Origin of the sequence: Bordetella sp. 15P40C-2 (assembly GCF_009763235.1) — a bacterium.
Taxonomy (GTDB): Bacteria; Pseudomonadota; Gammaproteobacteria; order Burkholderiales; family Burkholderiaceae_B; genus Bordetella_A.
Genome location: NZ_WSJA01000007.1, coordinates 65,188 through 83,078, shown reverse-complemented (window position 1 = coordinate 83,078; position 17,891 = coordinate 65,188). Strand labels below are relative to the sequence as shown.

Sequence of the window (17,891 nt, the reverse complement as noted above, 5' to 3'; positions counted from 1 at the left end):
CGCCCTGAGCGCATGCGCGTCCGCGCTATCGCGCGGGCGCGTCGTCACCGAAGAAGATCGCGTCCTGGCGCTGGCGAATCCGGAGCAGCGCAGAGTCCGGCGCAATCTCGAGGTCACCAAAACAAATCACCTCGCCTTTCTTGACAGCGCGACGCAGGGTTTGATTGGCCATCAGATAAAACGGCACGGGCGTACGATCTCCCAATGGCGCCGCATCGACGAGCATGGGCGTGACGCTGTCGATCGTGTGGTGATGCCCGCCCATGGTGAGCACCTTGCCGGCAGGGAAATCCTCGGTGGTACGCGCCACCAGATCGAGCACCGGGCGCGGCGCGGCACTGCCACTGGATATGCCCATGCCCGCGGCTTCGATAATGCTGGTCGCAGCTTCCAGGCCGAGCAGGTGGCGCGACAGAAAGATCAATGCCGTCCGGCGGTCGGCGCTGACCACATGGCCCTTGCCTGCCAGCAGTTCCCAGCTCGGTTCGTCATGACAGCGCACGACGACAAAGACCCCGCCGGCAAAGCTGATTTCGTCGGGCCGTCGCAGACAATGAAAGACTTCAAGCGTGCCGCTGTTCTCCAAGATCCCGCCTTCGCTGCGTAACCGCAGGACCTCCGGCAGTTCGGCCGTGCGCAAGATCGGCGCGTGCATGTCGGGCAGATCGGGCTTGAATCCCGTCGAGTTTGCTGTCACCAGCATCTCGCAGAAGTCCGGCACGGTGCGCTGTGGTAGTTCGCGTGCGATGTGGGCTCGTGCCTCGACAGTCGCTTGTGCATGGCCCGCGGGGACCGACCAATATGACGCGAGCTCGGGAGCAGCGATGGTCACCCCATTGCTGGTGAGGTCGCCCGTCTGAGGATCAAACACAAAATCGTATTCGCTGGCCTTGCCCGCACAAATGATCTCCAACCCCAGGACCTCGGCCCACGTGATCAAGCCGATCAACAGGCTGGGCTGATCGCCATCGACCGGCGTCACTACACGCTGCTTGCCGCGCGCCTCGTGCGCGAGAGCGGGACCGATGACACTATCAACCTCTTTGGACACCAGGGCCAGATGCAATCCCGCGTCCAAGGCGATTTGTGCGTGTCGGGCGCCTGCTTCAGGATTGCCCGTGGCTTCCACCACGATGTCTAAGGGCAGCCCAGCCACCGTGTCTAAGCGGGAGGTCGCGATGAAAGCCCCCTCTTCCCAGGCCTTGCGCGCTGCTTCGGGGGTCTCGCATATCTTGATTCGGTCCGGCGCGATACCGACTGCCTGCATGGCTTGCACCGAGATGGCGGCATCAATGTCCACCGCGATGCGGCAGTCCATCAATGGCACGCGCAAACTCTGTGCGAGAAAGCTGCGGCCAAACCCTCCGCTGCCCACCACGCAGCATTGGACAGGATGTTTAACTTGAGAAAAATACTGATGAAAGTTCATGAGTTGCCGACGAGGGAGTTGCGCGCGCCGCACCATCGTTCAGGTCGCGAGCGCGCAGCAGGTGCATGGGCTGGATTAAACGGCGATGCGATAAAAGCGTACGGCGTTGTCGTGCCAGATCGCCTGTTTTTGCGCCTCAGACAGATCTTCGACACCCAAGCTCACCGTATCGATCAATGTTGGCATGTCTACATTCAAGCCAGACACCGGCAAATTGCTGGCGAACATACAGCGTTGCCAGCCAAAGATGCTGACGGTATCGCGAATCAGCCGGGCGTTTTCCGCCGTGTTCCAGGCAGCGTCGCGCAGGCCCATTTCTGAAAGCTTCACGTACACCTGTTCATGGCGCGCCAAGGCCTCCATGCCGCGTCGCCACGCCGCGATGCCCTCTTCCGACCGATCCCACGGCAAACCAAGATGGTTCAGCACGATGGGCAGGGACGGAAACTGGGCAGCGACATCGGCGGCCTCGCTCAAGTGCCAGAATGGAACGCGCAAATCCCAGGACAAGCCATAGCGTTCCAGCAGGGCCAGACCGCGTAACCAACGCTCGTCCTGCATCGTGCCGGGTTGGTTGCGCACGCTGCTTGTGGGGCTTGCACTCGTTTTAGGCTTACAGCGTATTCCGCGAACCAGCGGGTAGGCAGACTGCTGCTCCAACGCCGATGCCACGTCCGGCGAGCCAAAATCGGCATAAGCCACGACAGCATTGGGCATACCGGTTTGCGAGTTCAGCTCATGCAGCCACGCCGTTTCGGCAAGCGCCTCGTCACGCGCCCGTTCCGCCTCGACGTGTACCGTCGCGCGGATGGGCAATGACTGCGTCCGGCGCCGGTACTCGGGCGGACCGAAATCGTGACACATACGCGCATAGTCGCCCAGAAAAAACGCGTTGGCATCGTATTCATCTTGCAGCCAGGGATAATGTCCCTGGTCCAGACGCCACAAGTGATGATGAGCATCTACGATGGCGTTGGGCAGTGGCTTGGAATGCACTGGTTCGTTCCCTATGATTACTGTTGTTCGTCAATCGCTTTGAGCAGAGAGTCGCCATATTTGGCGGCGAAGGCATCGCGTACCGGCTGTTGCACCACCTTTTTAATGCTTTCAACGTCGGGCGACTCGTTGATCTGCATCCCCTGTTTTTTCAGTTCGGCCAGTGCAGTCTCTTGATTTTTGGCGTTCAGCTCACGCTGAAAGGTCGCGGCGGCGGCAGCTTCTTCCATGACAATCTGCTGTTGCTCGGGGGTCAAGCTATCGAACTTGCGTTTGTTCATGAATAGCAGGCCAGCCGTATAGGCATGACGCGTCAGCGACAGGTACTTTTGCACCTCGTACATCTTCGAAGCCAGCATCAGGGTCGGTGGGTTCTCATGTCCATCAACCGCTTTGGTTTCCAGGGCCGGGAAGACTTCACCGTAGGCCAGAGGCTGCGGATTCGCCCCCAAGGCCTGGAACGCCAGAATGTGCGCAGGATTGGGCGTCGTACGGACCTTCAGCCCGGCAATATCCGATGCGCTGTTGACCGGTAGTTTGCTGTTGGCCAGGCTGCGAAAACCGATTTCCCAAAACGCCAGGCCCTTGAGCTGATACTGGCCGAGTTCGTCGAGCAATCCGCGTCCAATCTTGCCGTCGAGGACCTTGTACGCTTGCTGTTCATTATCGAATAGATACGGCAGGTCCAGAACGTTCAAATTGGCCGACACGCCCGTCAGAAAAGGGTTGCCCGTCACACCGATATCAATCGTGCCGCTGCGCACCCCCTGCACCAGGGCGCCATCATTGCCCAGAACGCTGTTCGGAAAGACCTTGATGTCGACTTCGCCGTTCGTACGCTCCTTGACCTTTTTGGCGAATTCAATCGCGGCCAAGTTTTGCGAATCAGTCTCCGGCAGCGTATGACCCATGCGCATCTTGACGGTCTTGGCTTGCACGGTGGCAAAGCCGCAGCCTAGCGCCATGATGGCTGCCATCGCGAGGATCGAAAGCTTGGTCTTCATTGTTGTCTCCTGACGTTTTGATTTAGGTCTTGCGCGCGATGCGGAGAAGCGATCGGTGGAATCGTTCCATGTCGGCGCGGTTCGTGGTGTTTTATATTTATTCGTATCCAAATCACCCGACGAGGCAGAGCGATTCGAACCGGACTCAGCAGTGTAAGAGGCCGCCCACCACCCTCACAAGCGAAAATAACTTGAAGAACCGCTGAGTAATTTTTTAGAGCGGATATCCACCGGCCTGAGCCCGACAGGAATACGCGGGACTTATTGTGTTGCTTGTTTCAGGTCAAGGGCAACGTCGACGATCATGTCCTCTTGGCCCCCCACCATCTTTCGGCGCCCGAGCTCGAGCAAAATATCCACGGTGTTGAGTCCGTAGCGCTGCGCGGCAGCTTCGGCATGCCGGAGGAAACTCGAATAGACGCCGGCGTAGCCCAGGGCCAGGGTTTCCCGATCGACGCGGACTGCACGGTCCTGCAGTGGGCGCACGATGTCATCGGCCGCGTCCATCAACAGCCGTACATCGCAACCGTGATTCCAGCCCAGGCGGTTGGCTGCAGCGATAAATACCTCCAGCGGCGCATTGCCCGCCCCCGCTCCCATCCCGGCGAGGCTGGCGTCGATACGGTCGCAGCCCTCTTCGACCGCCACGATAGAGTTTGCCACGCCTAACGATAAGTTATGGTGCGCGTGCATCCCCGTCAGCGTCGCCGGATTCAGTACGTCCTTCAACGCGCGAAAGCGATCGCGTACGTCCTGCATGCCAAGCGCCCCGCCGGAGTCCACCACGTACACGCAGGTCGCGCCGTAGCTCTCCATCAATTTGGCCTGTTGTGCGAGGTGCCGGGGCTCGGTCATATGGCTCATCATCAAAAACCCTGCCGTATCCATGCCCAGATCCCGTGCGGCAGCGATGTGCTGCCGCGCGACATCGGCCTCGGTGCAATGGGTCGCGATGCGCACCATGCGGGCGCCGGCGTCGTAGGCCGATCGCAAATCATGGACGGTACCGATGCCAGGAATAAGCAGGGTTGCGATGCGGGCGCGCTGCACTGATGCGGCGGCGGCCTCGATCCATTCCAGGTCCGTATGCGCACCGAAACCGTAATTGAAACTGGAACCGGCCAGCCCATCGCCGTGAGCGACCTCGATGCTGTCGACACCCGCCTGATCCAAGGCGCGCGCGATCTGCCGCACATTTTCCACCGAATACTGATGGCGTATAGCATGGCTGCCATCGCGCAACGTCACATCGGAGATAAAGAGCTTCTCATTCATCTTGATTCCTAGGCGGTAAGGGCGAGATGGTTCTGGGCGATGCGCTCGGCACAAGCTAGCGCTGCAGACGTCATGATGTCGAGATTCCCGGCGTAGGCGGGCAGATAATGCGCCGCGCCCTCGACCTCTAAGAACACCGAAACCTTCAAGCCTTCGCGCAGTCCTAGCGACGGAATGTTCATGGCCTGCCCCGGCCCGAGCGTTTCGAACTGAATGCGCTGTTTGAGCCGATAGCCAGGGACGTAGCCCTGTACGGTGGCGATCATATCGGTGATGCTGCGCTCGATGATGGCCTCATCAGCCGGCTCGGCCAGCATCAGTATTGTGTCGCGCATGATGAGCGGAGGATCCGCGGGATTCAGAATAATGATGGCCTTGCCGCGCCGTGCGCCACCCAGCGCTTCAATCGCCTTCGCGGTCGTCTCGGTAAATTCGTCGATATTGGCACGTGTACCCGGGCCCGCCGATTTGCTCGCGATCGACGCGACGATCTCGGCGTAGTGCACGGTTGTCACCTGCGAGACCGCCGCAATGATAGGAATCGTCGCCTGGCCGCCGCAGGTGACCATGTTGATGTTCGATGCGGACAGCTGCGCATCCAGGTTCAGGGCGGGAATGACATACGGGCCAATCGCTGCCGGTGTCAGGTCAATGACCCGAACGCCATGCGCTTGCAGCAGCGCGTTGTGATGCGCATGCGCGCCAGCGGAGGTCGCATCAAATGCGATACGAATATCCGCGAATTCCTCCATGTCCATCAGACCCTCAACGCCCTGCGCCGTGCAGGGCACGCCGAGCCGTTGAGCGCGCGCGAGGCCATCGGATTGCGGATCAATGCCAACTAGTGCACCCATTTCGACGTGAGTGCCGTGGCGCAGCACTTTTATCATCAGGTCTGTGCCAATATTTCCCGAGCCGATGATGGCGACTTTGGCTTTGGGTCTGGTATGTGTCATGGTTGGCTCTCACGGTTACGCTCAGCAGATAATCCGCGACGCGTGTTCTCTCGACGATATTGATATAGGGATGTAGTTCCCCTATAGTTGGCACGCCTTCGCGAAGGCGCGTGGTATGCATGGGTGATCACGAAAATAATCATGAACAAAGGTTGAAAATGGGTAGAGAGAAATTCGCCTTGGTGACGGGCGCGGGATCCGGCATTGGCAAAAGCATCGCGTTGGCCTTGATGCGTGACGGATATAGCGTGGCGCTTTCCGGACGCCGCCGCGACCCCCTGGAAGCCACGGCGCAAGAAGGCCAGGCATACGGTACGCGCTGTCTGGTCGTTCCGACGGATATCGCCGATCCCACTGCCGTCAAGCACCTGTTTGACGAGATTCGCCAGCATTTCGGCCGCCTGGATTTGCTCTTCAATAATGCGGGCGTCTTCATCGAAGCCATGTCATTGGAGCAACTCAGCGTTCAACAGTGGCAGTCCGCGGTAGACATCAATCTCACGGGCGCCTTCCTATGCACTCAGGAAGCGTTCCGGTTGATGAAAGACCAAACGCCACGCGGTGGGCGAATCATCAACAATGGTTCGATTTCCGCGCACGCGCCGCGTCCTCAGGCCGTGTCCTATACGGTGACCAAACATGCCATCACCGGCCTGACCAAAGCGACCTCGCTGGATGGACGCCAATACGACATTGCCTGCGGTCAGATCGACATTGGCAACGCCGCCAGCGAGATGACCGACACCATCGCCAAAGGCGTGTTGCAGGCCGATGGATCCATCCGGCCCGAGCCGGTGATGGATGTGGAGCATGTGGCCCGCGCCGTGGTGTACATGGCCAGCCTTCCGCTTGATGCCAACGTCCAGTTCATGACTGTCATGGCAACCAAGATGCCCTACATCGGCCGCGGCTGATTGCCGCCGCTCGCGATAAGGTCGCCAGATGGGGCGGGCGACCTTATCGCCGGGCTTTACTGCGCTTGCAGATTCGCTTCTTTCGCCAGCTTGCCGAATCGTTCGAATTCTTCTTTATTCAGTTTTGCCAGGTCGGCGGCGCTCATCGGGGTGATTTCCCCGCCCAGGCTCTTTAAGCGTTGCTGAATATCGGGCATGGCGAGCGCGTCGTTCAGCGTCTTGTTCAAGAGCTCGACGATTTTGGGATCGGTGCCGCCGGTGACGAACAGCCCATACCAGGTGTACATATCGGCGCCTTTCACCCCGCTTTCCGCCAAGGTGGGAACGTCGGGCAACTCAGGCGAGCGCTCGGGCGAAAGCACCGCCAGCGGGCGCAACGTGCCGCCGCGGATCTGTGACATGGCTGACGATGTCGTGTCGAACATCATCGAGACTTCACCGGAGATAATGTCCGCATGGGCCTGCGAACTGCCCTTGTAGGGGACATGCGTCGCCTTGGCGCCGGTGGCCAGATTAAAGGCTTCGCCGGCAATGTGCTGCGTGCTGCCAATGCCCGAGGAACCATAGGTCAGCTTGCCCGGATCCGCTTTCATCGCGTTGACAACGTCCTGCACCGACTTGTACGGTGAGTTTTTTCCCACTACCAGCACATGGGGCACCTTGGCGATCAGGCCCACGGCATTGATGTCTTTGAGTGGATCGTAAGAAAGCTTCAGAATGTGCGGAGCGATAGCCTGATTCGTGTTGGTGGCCGCCAGCAAAGTGTAGCCGTCGGGGTTCGCGCGCGCGGTGTTATCCGCGGCGATGGTTTGAGAAGCACCGGGGCGGTTCTCGACCACGACGGTCTGCTTGAGGGCCTGGCTGAACTTCTCGGCCAGCGCACGCGCGAGAATATCGGTGCCCCCGCCAGCGGAAGCGCCCACGAGGATACGAATCGGCTTGTTGGGATAGTCATTTGCCGCAAAGGTCGGTGTGCTAAAGGCCGTGATGGCGAAAGCGGCCCCGCACAGAATCTTGCGGTAAAAGGCGTTGCTTTTGTACATAAGCTGTCTCCAAAGATGCTTAGTTAGAATAGTTTTGAAAAGCAGAGCGTAGATACGGGCTTGAGTCTAACGACAGGGGCTCACACCAACAATTGATTTTTTCTTGGCAGCGAGATAAGAAAAAATAACAGTGCGCCCCTGCTTACGCCTGCCGGGAGGTTTCTAGTTTTTTTGCCGGTCGACACAAGAAAATGTCGTTTGATCGCGATCAGGCCCACTTGTAGACTGCCCATACTAACAATGACCGCGGTGGCCGCTGTTTTGAGGTCAACCATGCGGAATCGGGACAACACTGCATGATGCAGCTCTGCGAGCAACATAGATGACGATCTTTACCAACGTTGAAGACCTTCGCCAGCAGTCGAAGCGCATTCTTCCACGTATGCTGTTCGATTTCGTCGATGGCGGCTCTTATGACGAGGCCACGTTACGGCGCAACGAGTCGGACTTCGACTCGCTACATCTTCGTCAACGCGTGATGGTGGATACCTCGGGTAAACGCCTGGGCAGGACCGTTTTGGGTCATGCGTATGACCTGCCGGTAGGCATCTCACCGATCGGAATGGGCGGGTTTTATTACCCCGACGGAGAGGTTGTCGGCTTGGCCGCCGCCGAAACGTGGAACGTCCCTTTCACCTTGAGCACGCTGTCGATATGTTCTCTCGAACAGCTGCGCGAAAGTACCGAGCGGCCATTCTGGTTTCAGTTGTACGTCATGAAGGACCGCGCGTTCACCGAGTCTCTGATTCAGCGCGCAGAGCAAGCCGGGTGTTCGGCATTGGTGCTGACCGTGGACTTACCGATTTCGGGACAACGGCATCGCGACATCAAGAACGGGTTGAGTGTGCCGCTGCGTTTTTCCGGCACGCATATGCTGGACGTCATGCGGCGCCATCGATGGTGGCGGCGGCAACTGCGCGCCAAGAGCAAGTCCTTCGGAAATCTGACCGACATGGCGTCGGCTAAGGACTCAAAATTGATGGGGCTGGCGCAATGGTGCGCGTCCCAATATGACCCGTCGCTGAGTTGGGCGGATGTGAGCTGGGTCAGAAGGCTCTGGAAAGGCAAGCTCATCGTCAAAGGCGTGTTGAATTCAGACGACGCCCGTCACGCCATTGATAGCGGCTGCGACGCGGTGATTGTGTCGAATCACGGTGGCCGTCAACTCGATGGCGCGCGCTCTACGATCTCCAGCCTGCGTTCCATCGCCACGGCGGTCAATCGTCAAGTCCCTGTCCTGCTCGATGGCGGCATTCGCAGCGGGCAGGACATCATCCGCGCGCTCGCCCTGGGCGCGGATTTTTGCATGATGGGTCGGCCCTATGTATACGCCTTGGCCGTCGACGGGCCAAAAGGACTGGATACGCTATTCACCATACTCAGAAACGAACTCGAGGTTTGTATGGCGCTGATGGGTATTCGCGACTTATCGGAGGTCGATGCAAGCTGCCTGGACAACCCCGATCATTTTTCGCGTTGACCAGCGCACAACCAGGACGGGCGTGTCGGACGGGAACGGCACAAAGTTATTGACCTCATAGAACAGGAGTAGACAACTATGACGCAAGCCATTGAGGTAAGCAGGCAGGATCATCTGGCGTTGGTGACACTGAATCGTCCCGACAAGATGAACTCCCTCGGCTATGACGACTGGAAACAGCTGGAGCAGGTGCTGCGTGAACTCTCGGCGGACGATTCGGTGCGCTGTGTCGTGCTCAAGGGCGCCGGAGGCCGGGCCTTTTCCGCTGGCGCCGATATCTCGGAATTCACGACTCACCGTCAGAACGCGGAGCAGGCCGCCATCTACGGCGTGGCCACACAAGCAGCGATGGATGCCTTGGCTGAGTGCCGGCATCCGACGATTGCGTTGATCACGGGCGTATGCGTGGGCGGCGGTCTGGAACTGGCCTCGCTTTGCGACCTGCGCTATAGCAATGCCTCGGGCCGGTTTGGCGTGCCAATCAATAAGCTCGGGCTGGTCTTGTCGTATGGCGAGATGGGCGGACTGATTCGATTGGTGGGACCGGCGCTGGCGATGGAGCTCGTGCTGGAAGGCCGGGTGTTTGATGCACAAGAGGCCTTGACGAAAGGTTTGATCAACCGCGTTTATCCCGATGAGACGGTGGTCGATGATGTGATGGCCGTGGCCACCACCATCACGGAACGCGCGCCGCTGGTGAACCGCTGGCATAAGAAGTTCGCGCGCCGTTTGTTGAAGCCTGAACCGATTACACCTGAAGAATGGTGCGAGGCCTATGAGTGTTTCGATACCGAAGACTTTCGCATCGGATATCGCGCCTTCCTGAACAAGGAAACGCCCCGCTTCGAGGGTCGTTGAGCTGTCGCCCGAGTCTGCACCTGAACCATTTATTTTCGAGTTGTTATGGATCTCCCACTTTCCAAAATACGAGTGCTGGACGTCAGTCAGATCATGGCTGGCCCTTTTTGTTGTATGTTGCTCGGCGACATGGGTGCCGATGTCATCAAGATCGAGCCGCCGGGTGTCGGCGATCAAACCCGCAAGGCCATGGGTTTTAAGCTCAAGGGCGAGGACAGCGGTGGCTTTATTGCGTTGAACCGTAACAAGCGCAGCGTCGAGATCAATCTCAAGTCCGAGGCTGGCCTCGAGGCGTTTTACGAGCTGGTCAAAACCGCCGATGTGTTGGTCGAAAATAATCGTCCGGGCGTGGCCAAGCGGTTGAAGATTGATTACGACGTTCTGAAGGAGATCAACCCGCGTCTGGTCTATGCGAGCATCTCGGGCTTCGGTCAGACTGGCCCCTGGGCATTGCGGCCCGGGCTGGATTTGATCGCGCAAGCGACTTCGGGCGTGATGAGCGCCATGGGGCACCCGGGCGGTATCCCTGTTAAATCCAGTATTCCGCTCGCGGATTTGGGCGCGGGTTTATTTTGTACCTACGGCATCCTGAGCGCCCTGATGGGTCGCGAGCACACCGGCGTCGGTCAGTACGTCGACGCCTCCCTGTTCGAGACGGCCTTGGGGTTGTCTGTTTGGGAAACGGCAGAATTCTGGGGCACCAACAAGCTGCCTCAGCCCATCGGCAGCGCGAACCGCATGAGCGCGCCGTACCAGGCGGTCAAGGCCAGTGATCGCCACTTCGTGATCGGCGCGGCCAATCAGAAATTATGGACGGCCTTGTGCCGCGCGATCGGCGGCGATGCGCTGCTGGAGGACCCGCGTTACGCCACGAATGCGGATCGCATCAAGAATCTTGCGCCCTTGATCGAAAGTCTGGAGGCGATTTTCGCCACGCGCACGGCGCAGGAATGGGTAGACATCATTCTGGAAGCCGGCGTCCCCGCCGCGCCTATCCTCGACTATCACGAAGCCACGACCAACGAACACGCGCAAGCGCGTCAGATGGTCTTGCCGATTGAGCACCCGGTGGAGGGTCGCGTCAATACCCTGGGCTTTCCGGTCAAGCTCAGCCGCACCCCCCAGGTGGTGCGCCATGCCCCGCCCTTGCTCGGGCAGCATACCCGCGAGGTGTTGTTGGAATCCGGCATTGATCCCGAGCGGTTCGAGAAACTCGCCGCGCAAGGCGCGTTCGCCAAGTAGGCATGCTGGGCCAGCCAGTGACGGTGTGTCCTACACCGGCTCGCTGGCCCGCTGCTGCACCCAGTCGACGAAGCGGCGGATCGCTGAATCCTCCGCCCGGCCCTCCGGATAGCTGATGTAGTACGCGTAGCCGTTGACGGGCAGACTGATATCAAACAGTTGGACGAGCTTGCCCTCGGCCAGCTCGCGCTCGATCCAGGCCCGTTTGACCAGGGCCACGCCCACCCCTTCGACGGCGGCATCGATCACCAGGTGGCTGGGCCACAGCGTGGGCCCACGCGAGGTGTCGACTTCGGTACAGCCAACATGGTCGAACCAATTACGCCAGTCGGGATGCGTACTGTCGCTGCCATCATGCAGTAGCGTAAAGTCCGCCAAATCCGATGGATGCTGCAACGGGGGCCGATTCGCCAGCAGCTTGGGGCTGCATACCGGTATCGCTTCGACGGAAAAGCATTTCTCAGAGCGCATCCCCGGGTAATTGCCCTTGCCATATCGGATCACCAGATCCAGATCCTCGCGAGAGAAATCGATCATGTGATTCGAGGTGGAAAGCTTGAGCTCAATGTCCGGATGCTGCCGTAAAAACGCATCGAGCCGGGGCAGCAGCCATTTCACGGAAAACGTCGGGGACGCGTTGATTTTGAGGCAGGTGATGTCTTTGCGTTTATGCAAGAGATCCGTAGCGTCGATGACTTGCCGGAACGCTTGTTGGATGGCGGGCAGATACGCCTGTCCAACGTCCGTGAGAACGAGCGCCCCACCGACACGGGCGAAGAGCTTGACGCCCAGACTGCTTTCCAGCACCTTGATCTGATGACTGACCGCGGCGGCGGTCACGAACAGTTCTTCGGCAGCCCGGGTAAAGCTGAGGTGGCGCGCGGCAGCTTCAAACGTGCGAAGCGGATTTAATGGCGGAATTCGGGGCGACATGTCTTCTCCAGCAATATCCCTCTGTTTGGCGTAATGTTACAACCGTCACCAGGTTGGGGATGCCTGCCGGGCTGTCCTGCCGCGTGCGAATATGTCGAGCACACAAAACAAGGTCGTTTTAAAGGCCGCTTGACGCGGCCTCCAGGGGGAAATTCGCGGGGCGGGAAGCTACTCAGGCCGCTCCGTGACCGGCCCTGCGCCGTCGCGCGATGCGCCTCAACAGCGGAAAGCACCAGACCGCCAGCGTGAAGACCCCCAAGACCGCGGACAAGGGACGCTCAAAGAACCCCAGCAGATTGCCTTGCGTGCTGATCAATGACTGCATGAGGTTTTGTTCGACGATCTTGCCCAGGACGATGCCCAGGACAATCGGCGCGATCGGAATGCCGCATTCCTCCAGGATATAGGCCATGACGCCGACCCAGAACATCACCGCGATGCCAGAAAAATCGTTGTTCATCGCGAACGATCCGATGACCGCCAGCACCAGCAGCACGGGCATGATCAGTCGTTGCGGAATCCTGAGGACGACTTTGGCGATACGTATGGCAAGCCAGCCAAAGGGCAGCAGCAATAGATTGGCCAGCAGGAACACTATGAATACGGCGTACACCAGATCCGCATTGTTGATAAAGACGGCCGGTCCCGGATTCATCCCCTTCAGGTAGAGCACACCGATCGCGATCGCGGTAATCGTGTCCCCGGGAATAGCGAACACCAGCGCGGGGATCCATGCGCTGCTCAACGCCGCGTTGTTCGAGCTCGCCCCCGCGATCACCCCTTCGACATGCCCGGTGCCCCACTTCTTCGGTTCGCGGGAGAATCGACGGGCCAGCGCGGTGGACATCCATGCCGCGATATCGGCGCTGGCGCCGGGCAACATCCCAATGAACGAGCCGAGCCCACTGCTGCGCGCCACCACCTTACGATAGTCCCAGACCGACCGAATTGCATTGCGCCATTCATCCACCGCTTTCGCGGCTTCGGCCCCTTCGGTCTTGTTGGTGCGCAGAAACGATCGCAGGATTTCCGGCAAGGCAAACATGCCGATCAAGGCAGGGATAAACGATACGCCCTCGAGCAGATCGGCGTTGCCAAACGTGAATCGTGGCGTGCCCGAAGAGTATTCCATGCCCACGCAAGAAATGATCAATCCGATCAACAGCGCCAGACCGCCCTTGATCGGGTCGTCTCCCGCCACGAAGATAGCGCAGCTCAGCCCCAGCGCGCTCAACCAGAAGAATTCGAATACGCTGAACTTCAATGCGACGTCGGCGAGCAATGGCGCGGCAAAGATCAACACGCCCGAACCCAGCACACCGCCCAGCATCGAGCAGATGGCACCCACACCGAGGATATAGCCCGCCCTGCCCTGCAAGGTGAGTTTATGCGCATCCTCTACGTAGGCCGCTGAAGCGGGCGTGCCGGGAATTCGCAGCAGCGCCCCTGGAACGTCCCCGGCAGCCATGACCATCGCCGCCGCCGCAACGATGGAGGCGATCGCCGCGAGCGGACTCAGCGCGAAGGTGATGGGCACCATCAAGGCCACGGCCATCGTGGCCGTCACGCCGGGCAGCACCCCAACGATGAAGCCAAAGAGCGAGGCGAGCACCAGTACCAACAGCGTATCGGCCTGAAACACCATGCTCAGGGCGGGAACCAGATAATCCATGCTCTACCACCAGTAGTTAGAGAGAAGGCCCGTCGGCAGCGGCACGCTCAACAGCTTGCTGAACAGCGCGTCGAGCACCACGGCGATAGCGACAGCCAGGCTGATGGAGAAAATCCAGCTACGGCCCGACCACCGAAAGAGGGCGGCCATGACCGCCGCGCTGAGCAGCTGAAACCCGATGCTGTCGCCGAAATAGCTAAAGCCCTGGATGGCGAGCAACACACCGACGGCGGCAACCGTCCCCCTCCCGTTAGCGCGCCATGCAGGAAAGGACACGAGTTTTTCGTGCCAACGCGCCTGGCGTCCCACGCGTACGAGCAGCAAAGCGCCGAACAGTATGAAGCCCCAGCCGACGATCCCGGGGAAAAAGCTCGGCCCGTAATAATGCCCGGGGATCTCTGGAAAACCGCGGATATGCCAAAGGATGGCCGCGCCAAACAGCACGGCCAGCACACCGAGCAAAGAATCGCTTACTCGCACATTCGTTCCTGATGCGTTTGGTGGAAGGCTTACTTCTTGACCTTGGACAGAATATCGGTCGTGCTCTTGAGGTCGTTGGCCAGCAACGCATCCCATTGCGCGCCATCGCGCCACATCACATCGATGCCGCGCGCGGACATGGCTTTATTGAACTCCTCGCTCTGGATGACTTTGCCCAAGGCCGCCGTTAATTTCTGCGCGATATCGTCGGGCAGATCCTTCGGTCCCGCGACACCGTGAAGCACGGAGTAAGTCCAATCCGAACCTACCGATTCTTTGAGCGTGGGCGTGTCAGGAAAGCGCGGCAAGCGTTCCGGCGTCATCACCGCCAGCGCCTTGAGCTTGCCCGACTCCAGCAGTGCGGCTGCCTCGGCCATGGAGGCAGTCGAGAAGGTGGAGTTACCGGACGCGACATCCAAGTGGCCCGCAGTGCCGCCTTGCGTGGGCACCCAGATCACGGTTGACGGGTCCAGACCCAGGTCGATCATGAGTCCCAGGAACGAGATATGCCAGTTCACGCCGGGCGCGGCGCCAGTCGCCTTTAGCTGCCCAGGCTTCGCCTTGATGTCGGCAACCAACTCCTCGAAGGTGTTGTAAGGCGCATCGTTCTTGACGTTGATGGCAGATGCGATTTGCGTCGCCTGCCCCAGCGGGCGCAGGTCCTTGTGCGTCAGTTCGGCCAGACCTTGAGGTTTATAAAGACTTATGTCGTTGGTGATCACGCCTATGGTGTAACCATCGGGCTTGGCATTGGCAATGGCCGAGTGACCGGGGATCGCCGCGCCGCCGCCGCGGTTGACCACATTGACCGAAACGCCCAGCTCTTTTTCCAGTAATCCCGCCCAAGTGCGCGCGCCAATATCAGCACCACCGCCTGCGGGATAGGGAACGATTACCGTGATGGGCTTGCTGGGCCACTCTTTGGCGTACGCAGCGCCACTGGCCACCAAGGCACTGCAGCAAACCAGTGCGGCGAGGCCTAGTTTCTTTGAAAATCGGGCAAATTCACGCATCTCGTCTCCGAATTATGAATTGAAGCCCGGCCATTAATTACTTATATATTAGTGCCGGGCGGGGGAAATAAAATCATAACCGATATCCGATCGGATATGGTTAGACAAATTTCCATGATGAATTGATCGTTTTCCCTAGTCGCGGGCCGAATCAGGCCAGCCGGTAAAACCGTCGAGCATTGTGATAGAAAAGATTTTCCTGGGCGCTCAACGGCATCTCGCGCACAATAGTTTTAAACCCCGTAAATATCGTGTCGAACGTCGCACATAATCCGTCCACAGGGAAATTACTGGCGAACATCACGCGACCCACGCCGAACAGCCCGATAACCTGCTCCACGATCCATCGGTTTGCTTGCACGGTCCACGGAACCCCGCGCACACCGATGCCCGAGATTTTCACCGCCACATTGGGACATTTGGCGAAGGCCGCCATGGCCTCGCGCCATCCCGCCAACCCGGCCTCGCTGCGATCCGACGGCAAGCCCGTGTGATTGAGCAATATGGTGGTGTCGGGAAAATCTCGCGCGAGCTGTGCCGCCTCTGCCAGATTCCACCAGGGCGTTTGCAGGTCAAAGTGCAGCCCCACCTCGGACAGCAGCGCATAGCCGTCGCGCCACGTCGCATCGCTCATGAGAGTCTGCTTGTGCCCCACCTCTGCAGGTGCTTCAGGGCCGCCCGGCTTGTGGCGAACACTGCGCACCAGCGGAAATTCCGCTTGCGCTCGCAGGACGTCGTGCGCATCGGCATGATGCAGCCACGCCTGCGCCACCACGGCATTGGGATATCCCGCACGCTCGGCCAGCGCGCTAATAAATCGCGTTTCGCCTATCGGATCGGTGGGCTCCCATTCCGTTTCGATATATACCGATTGAACGACGTTATGTCGCGCCGTGTCGGCTAGATAATCCTCGGGAAAATAGCGGCGCTTGATCGGGTTGTAATCCCCATAACGGAAAGGGATATTAACCTCGGGCCGTAGCCAAGGATGGGGATTATTCAGCGGATCCCAAAAGTGATGATGGGCATCGACGATTGGGCCGTCATAAAGGTTATCGCTCATGATTCTTCTGTTTGAGCCGGATTATTTTGTGCGGGCATGACCTGCGTCATGCCCGCACGCGATCACCAGTCAGTTGCGATGTATTTGGCTTCCATGAATTCCAGCACGCCGTGGTGCGCGCCTTCGCGTCCCAGACCGCTTTGCTTGACGCCGCCAAAAGGCGCCGCGGGATCGGACACGAGGCCACGGTTCAATGCCAGCATGCCCGCCTCCAGCTTGCCCGACACGCGCAGACCGCGCGTGAGGTCACGCGTGTACACGTAGGCGACCAGCCCGTACTCCGTGTCGTTGGCCCGGGCGATGACTTCTTCTTCGCTATCGAACACGTAGAGCGGTGCGACCGGTCCGAAAATTTCCTCGCGTTCCATGGCGACGCCTGCCGGCACATCGGTGAGAACGGTGGGCGGATAGTAGCAACCGGCTTGATCCATAGGCTTGCCCCCGCACAACAGTTTGGCGCCATGAGAGACGGCATCATCAACCAGTTCGGCGACTTTTTTGACCGCCGCGGCGTCAACCAGCGGGCCGCAGTCGGTGTCTTCGGCTACGCCCGGGCCGACCTTCAGCGCTCGCATGCGCTCGGTCAAGCGGCGTGAAAATTCGTCCGCGATGCCACGCTGTACAAAAATACGGTTCGCCGCCGTGCAGGCTTCGCCACCATTGCGCATTTTCGCGATCATCACACCGTCGAGCGCCTTGTCCAGATCGGCATCATCGAACACGATGAAGGGCGCGTTGCCACCCAGTTCCATCGAGCAGTGAATGACTTGATCCGCGGCCTTGCGCAACAAGACTCGCCCGACTTCGGTCGATCCGGTAAACGAGAGCTTGCGCACGCGCGGATCGTCCAGCATGGCATTGACCACTTCCGAGGTCGTCGAGGACGTGATCACGTTCACCACACCCGCCGGAACGCCTGCCTCTACCATGATCTTGGCGATGGCGTAGGCCGTCAGCGGCGTGGCGGTAGCCGGCTTGAGCACACATGTGCAACCCGCGGCCAGCGCGGGCGCGATCTTGCGCGTGGCCATCGCGGCCGGGAAGTTCCACGGCGTAATCAAAACGGCCACGCCAATGGGCTGGTACTGCACCAGAATCCGGTTCGAGCCCGACGGCGCGATGGACAGATCGCCATTGATACGAACCGCCTCTTCGGCGAACCAACGGAAAAACTCGGCGGCATAGGCCACTTCTCCGCGGGCGTCCTTCAAGGCCTTGCCGTTTTCCAGGGAAATCAATTGAGCCAGCGACTCGGCGTCGCGCGTCATGAGCTCAAAACACTTTCTCAGGATTTCCGAGCGCTGGCGCGGCGGCGTGGCCGCCCATTTTTCTGCGGCTTCGGCAGCGGCATCCACGGCGGCGATGGCGTCGGCCGCGCTGGCGTTAGCCACTTGGAGCAACACACTGTCATCCGAAGGGTTCAGCACGTCGATGGCGGCCTCACGCTGCGCATTGCGCCATTCGCCGTTGATAAAAAGTTTGTTTTGATATGTCGTATCGATCATGTCACTTCCTAATCTATCGGTTGCGGCC

Annotated in this window: 17 protein-coding genes; 4 read left to right on the top strand and 13 right to left on the bottom strand. The window is 59.5% G+C overall.

Features of this window, described 5'->3' with window-relative positions; genetic code table 11:
• Positions 1–25: 25 nt before the first annotated feature.
• The 5 genes from GOQ25_RS04235 to GOQ25_RS04215 all read right to left on the bottom strand — a co-directional run bounded on the left by GOQ25_RS04235 (position 26) and on the right by GOQ25_RS04215 (position 5,660).
• Entirely contained in the window at positions 26–1,429 is a 1,404-nt protein-coding gene (locus tag GOQ25_RS04235) for an NAD(P)H-dependent oxidoreductase (RefSeq protein WP_160349201.1), read from the bottom strand.
• Between the two features lie 75 nt (positions 1,430–1,504).
• Complete coding sequence (locus GOQ25_RS04230; protein ID WP_336603716.1) at positions 1,505–2,425, bottom strand: amidohydrolase family protein; 921 nt, start codon at positions 2,423–2,425, stop codon at positions 1,505–1,507.
• 17 nt (positions 2,426–2,442) lie between these two features.
• Entirely contained in the window at positions 2,443–3,429 is a 987-nt protein-coding gene (locus tag GOQ25_RS04225; protein ID WP_160349200.1) for a TRAP transporter substrate-binding protein, read from the bottom strand.
• A 261-nt stretch (positions 3,430–3,690) separates the two neighbouring features.
• A complete protein-coding gene (dmpG, locus tag GOQ25_RS04220) occupies positions 3,691–4,704 on the bottom strand; it encodes a 4-hydroxy-2-oxovalerate aldolase (protein WP_160349199.1) in 1,014 nt (337 codons plus the stop codon).
• Between the two features lie 8 nt (positions 4,705–4,712).
• Positions 4,713–5,660: an acetaldehyde dehydrogenase (acetylating) gene (locus GOQ25_RS04215; RefSeq protein WP_160349198.1), complete on the bottom strand. Its 948-nt coding sequence runs from the start codon at positions 5,658–5,660 to the stop codon at positions 4,713–4,715.
• Between the two features lie 119 nt (positions 5,661–5,779).
• On the opposite strand from GOQ25_RS04215, the gene GOQ25_RS04210 reads away from it, so the two are divergent.
• The gene (locus tag GOQ25_RS04210) at positions 5,780–6,574 is read left to right on the top strand and encodes an SDR family oxidoreductase (protein ID WP_236844484.1); all 795 of its coding nucleotides are present in this window, start codon (positions 5,780–5,782) and stop codon (positions 6,572–6,574) included.
• 56 nt (positions 6,575–6,630) lie between these two features.
• Here GOQ25_RS04210 and GOQ25_RS04205 read toward each other — a convergent pair whose 3' ends face one another.
• Both GOQ25_RS04205 and GOQ25_RS04200 read right to left on the bottom strand, forming a co-directional pair.
• On the bottom strand, positions 6,631–7,617 hold the full coding sequence (locus GOQ25_RS04205) for a tripartite tricarboxylate transporter substrate binding protein (RefSeq protein ID WP_160349197.1): 987 nt from the start codon (positions 7,615–7,617) through the stop codon (positions 6,631–6,633).
• A gap of 80 nt (positions 7,618–7,697) precedes the next feature.
• A complete protein-coding gene (locus GOQ25_RS04200) occupies positions 7,698–7,892 on the bottom strand; it encodes a hypothetical protein (RefSeq protein ID WP_160349196.1) in 195 nt (64 codons plus the stop codon).
• A gap of 47 nt (positions 7,893–7,939) precedes the next feature.
• Between GOQ25_RS04200 and GOQ25_RS04195 the strand changes: the two genes are divergently transcribed.
• The 3 genes from GOQ25_RS04195 (at position 7,940) to GOQ25_RS04185 (ending at position 11,197) form a co-directional block, all read left to right on the top strand.
• Entirely contained in the window at positions 7,940–9,097 is a 1,158-nt protein-coding gene (locus tag GOQ25_RS04195) for an alpha-hydroxy acid oxidase (RefSeq protein ID WP_160349195.1), read from the top strand.
• A gap of 78 nt (positions 9,098–9,175) precedes the next feature.
• Positions 9,176–9,955, top strand: a complete 780-nt coding sequence (locus tag GOQ25_RS04190; protein ID WP_160349194.1) for an enoyl-CoA hydratase-related protein — start codon at positions 9,176–9,178, stop codon at positions 9,953–9,955.
• Between the two features lie 45 nt (positions 9,956–10,000).
• Complete coding sequence (locus tag GOQ25_RS04185) at positions 10,001–11,197, top strand: CaiB/BaiF CoA-transferase family protein (RefSeq protein WP_160349193.1); 1,197 nt, start codon at positions 10,001–10,003, stop codon at positions 11,195–11,197.
• 30 nt (positions 11,198–11,227) lie between these two features.
• Here the strand turns inward: GOQ25_RS04185 and gcvA are convergent, their stop codons facing one another.
• The 6 genes from gcvA to GOQ25_RS04155 form a co-directional block, all read right to left on the bottom strand.
• The gene (gcvA, locus tag GOQ25_RS04180) at positions 11,228–12,130 is read right to left on the bottom strand and encodes a transcriptional regulator GcvA (RefSeq protein WP_160349192.1); all 903 of its coding nucleotides are present in this window, start codon (positions 12,128–12,130) and stop codon (positions 11,228–11,230) included.
• Between the two features lie 172 nt (positions 12,131–12,302).
• Positions 12,303–13,802 carry a tripartite tricarboxylate transporter permease gene (locus tag GOQ25_RS04175; protein WP_160349191.1) on the bottom strand — a complete coding sequence of 500 codons (1,500 nt, stop codon included), beginning with the start codon at positions 13,800–13,802 and terminating at the stop codon, positions 12,303–12,305.
• A gap of 3 nt (positions 13,803–13,805) precedes the next feature.
• A complete protein-coding gene (locus tag GOQ25_RS04170) occupies positions 13,806–14,282 on the bottom strand; it encodes a tripartite tricarboxylate transporter TctB family protein (protein ID WP_160349190.1) in 477 nt (158 codons plus the stop codon).
• Between the two features lie 29 nt (positions 14,283–14,311).
• On the bottom strand, positions 14,312–15,295 hold the full coding sequence (locus tag GOQ25_RS04165; RefSeq protein ID WP_160349189.1) for a tripartite tricarboxylate transporter substrate binding protein: 984 nt from the start codon (positions 15,293–15,295) through the stop codon (positions 14,312–14,314).
• A gap of 151 nt (positions 15,296–15,446) precedes the next feature.
• Positions 15,447–16,358 carry an amidohydrolase gene (locus tag GOQ25_RS04160; protein ID WP_160349188.1) on the bottom strand — a complete coding sequence of 304 codons (912 nt, stop codon included), beginning with the start codon at positions 16,356–16,358 and terminating at the stop codon, positions 15,447–15,449.
• Between the two features lie 62 nt (positions 16,359–16,420).
• On the bottom strand, positions 16,421–17,863 hold the full coding sequence (locus GOQ25_RS04155) for an NAD-dependent succinate-semialdehyde dehydrogenase (RefSeq protein WP_160349187.1): 1,443 nt from the start codon (positions 17,861–17,863) through the stop codon (positions 16,421–16,423).
• Between the last annotated feature and the right edge of the window lie 28 nt (positions 17,864–17,891).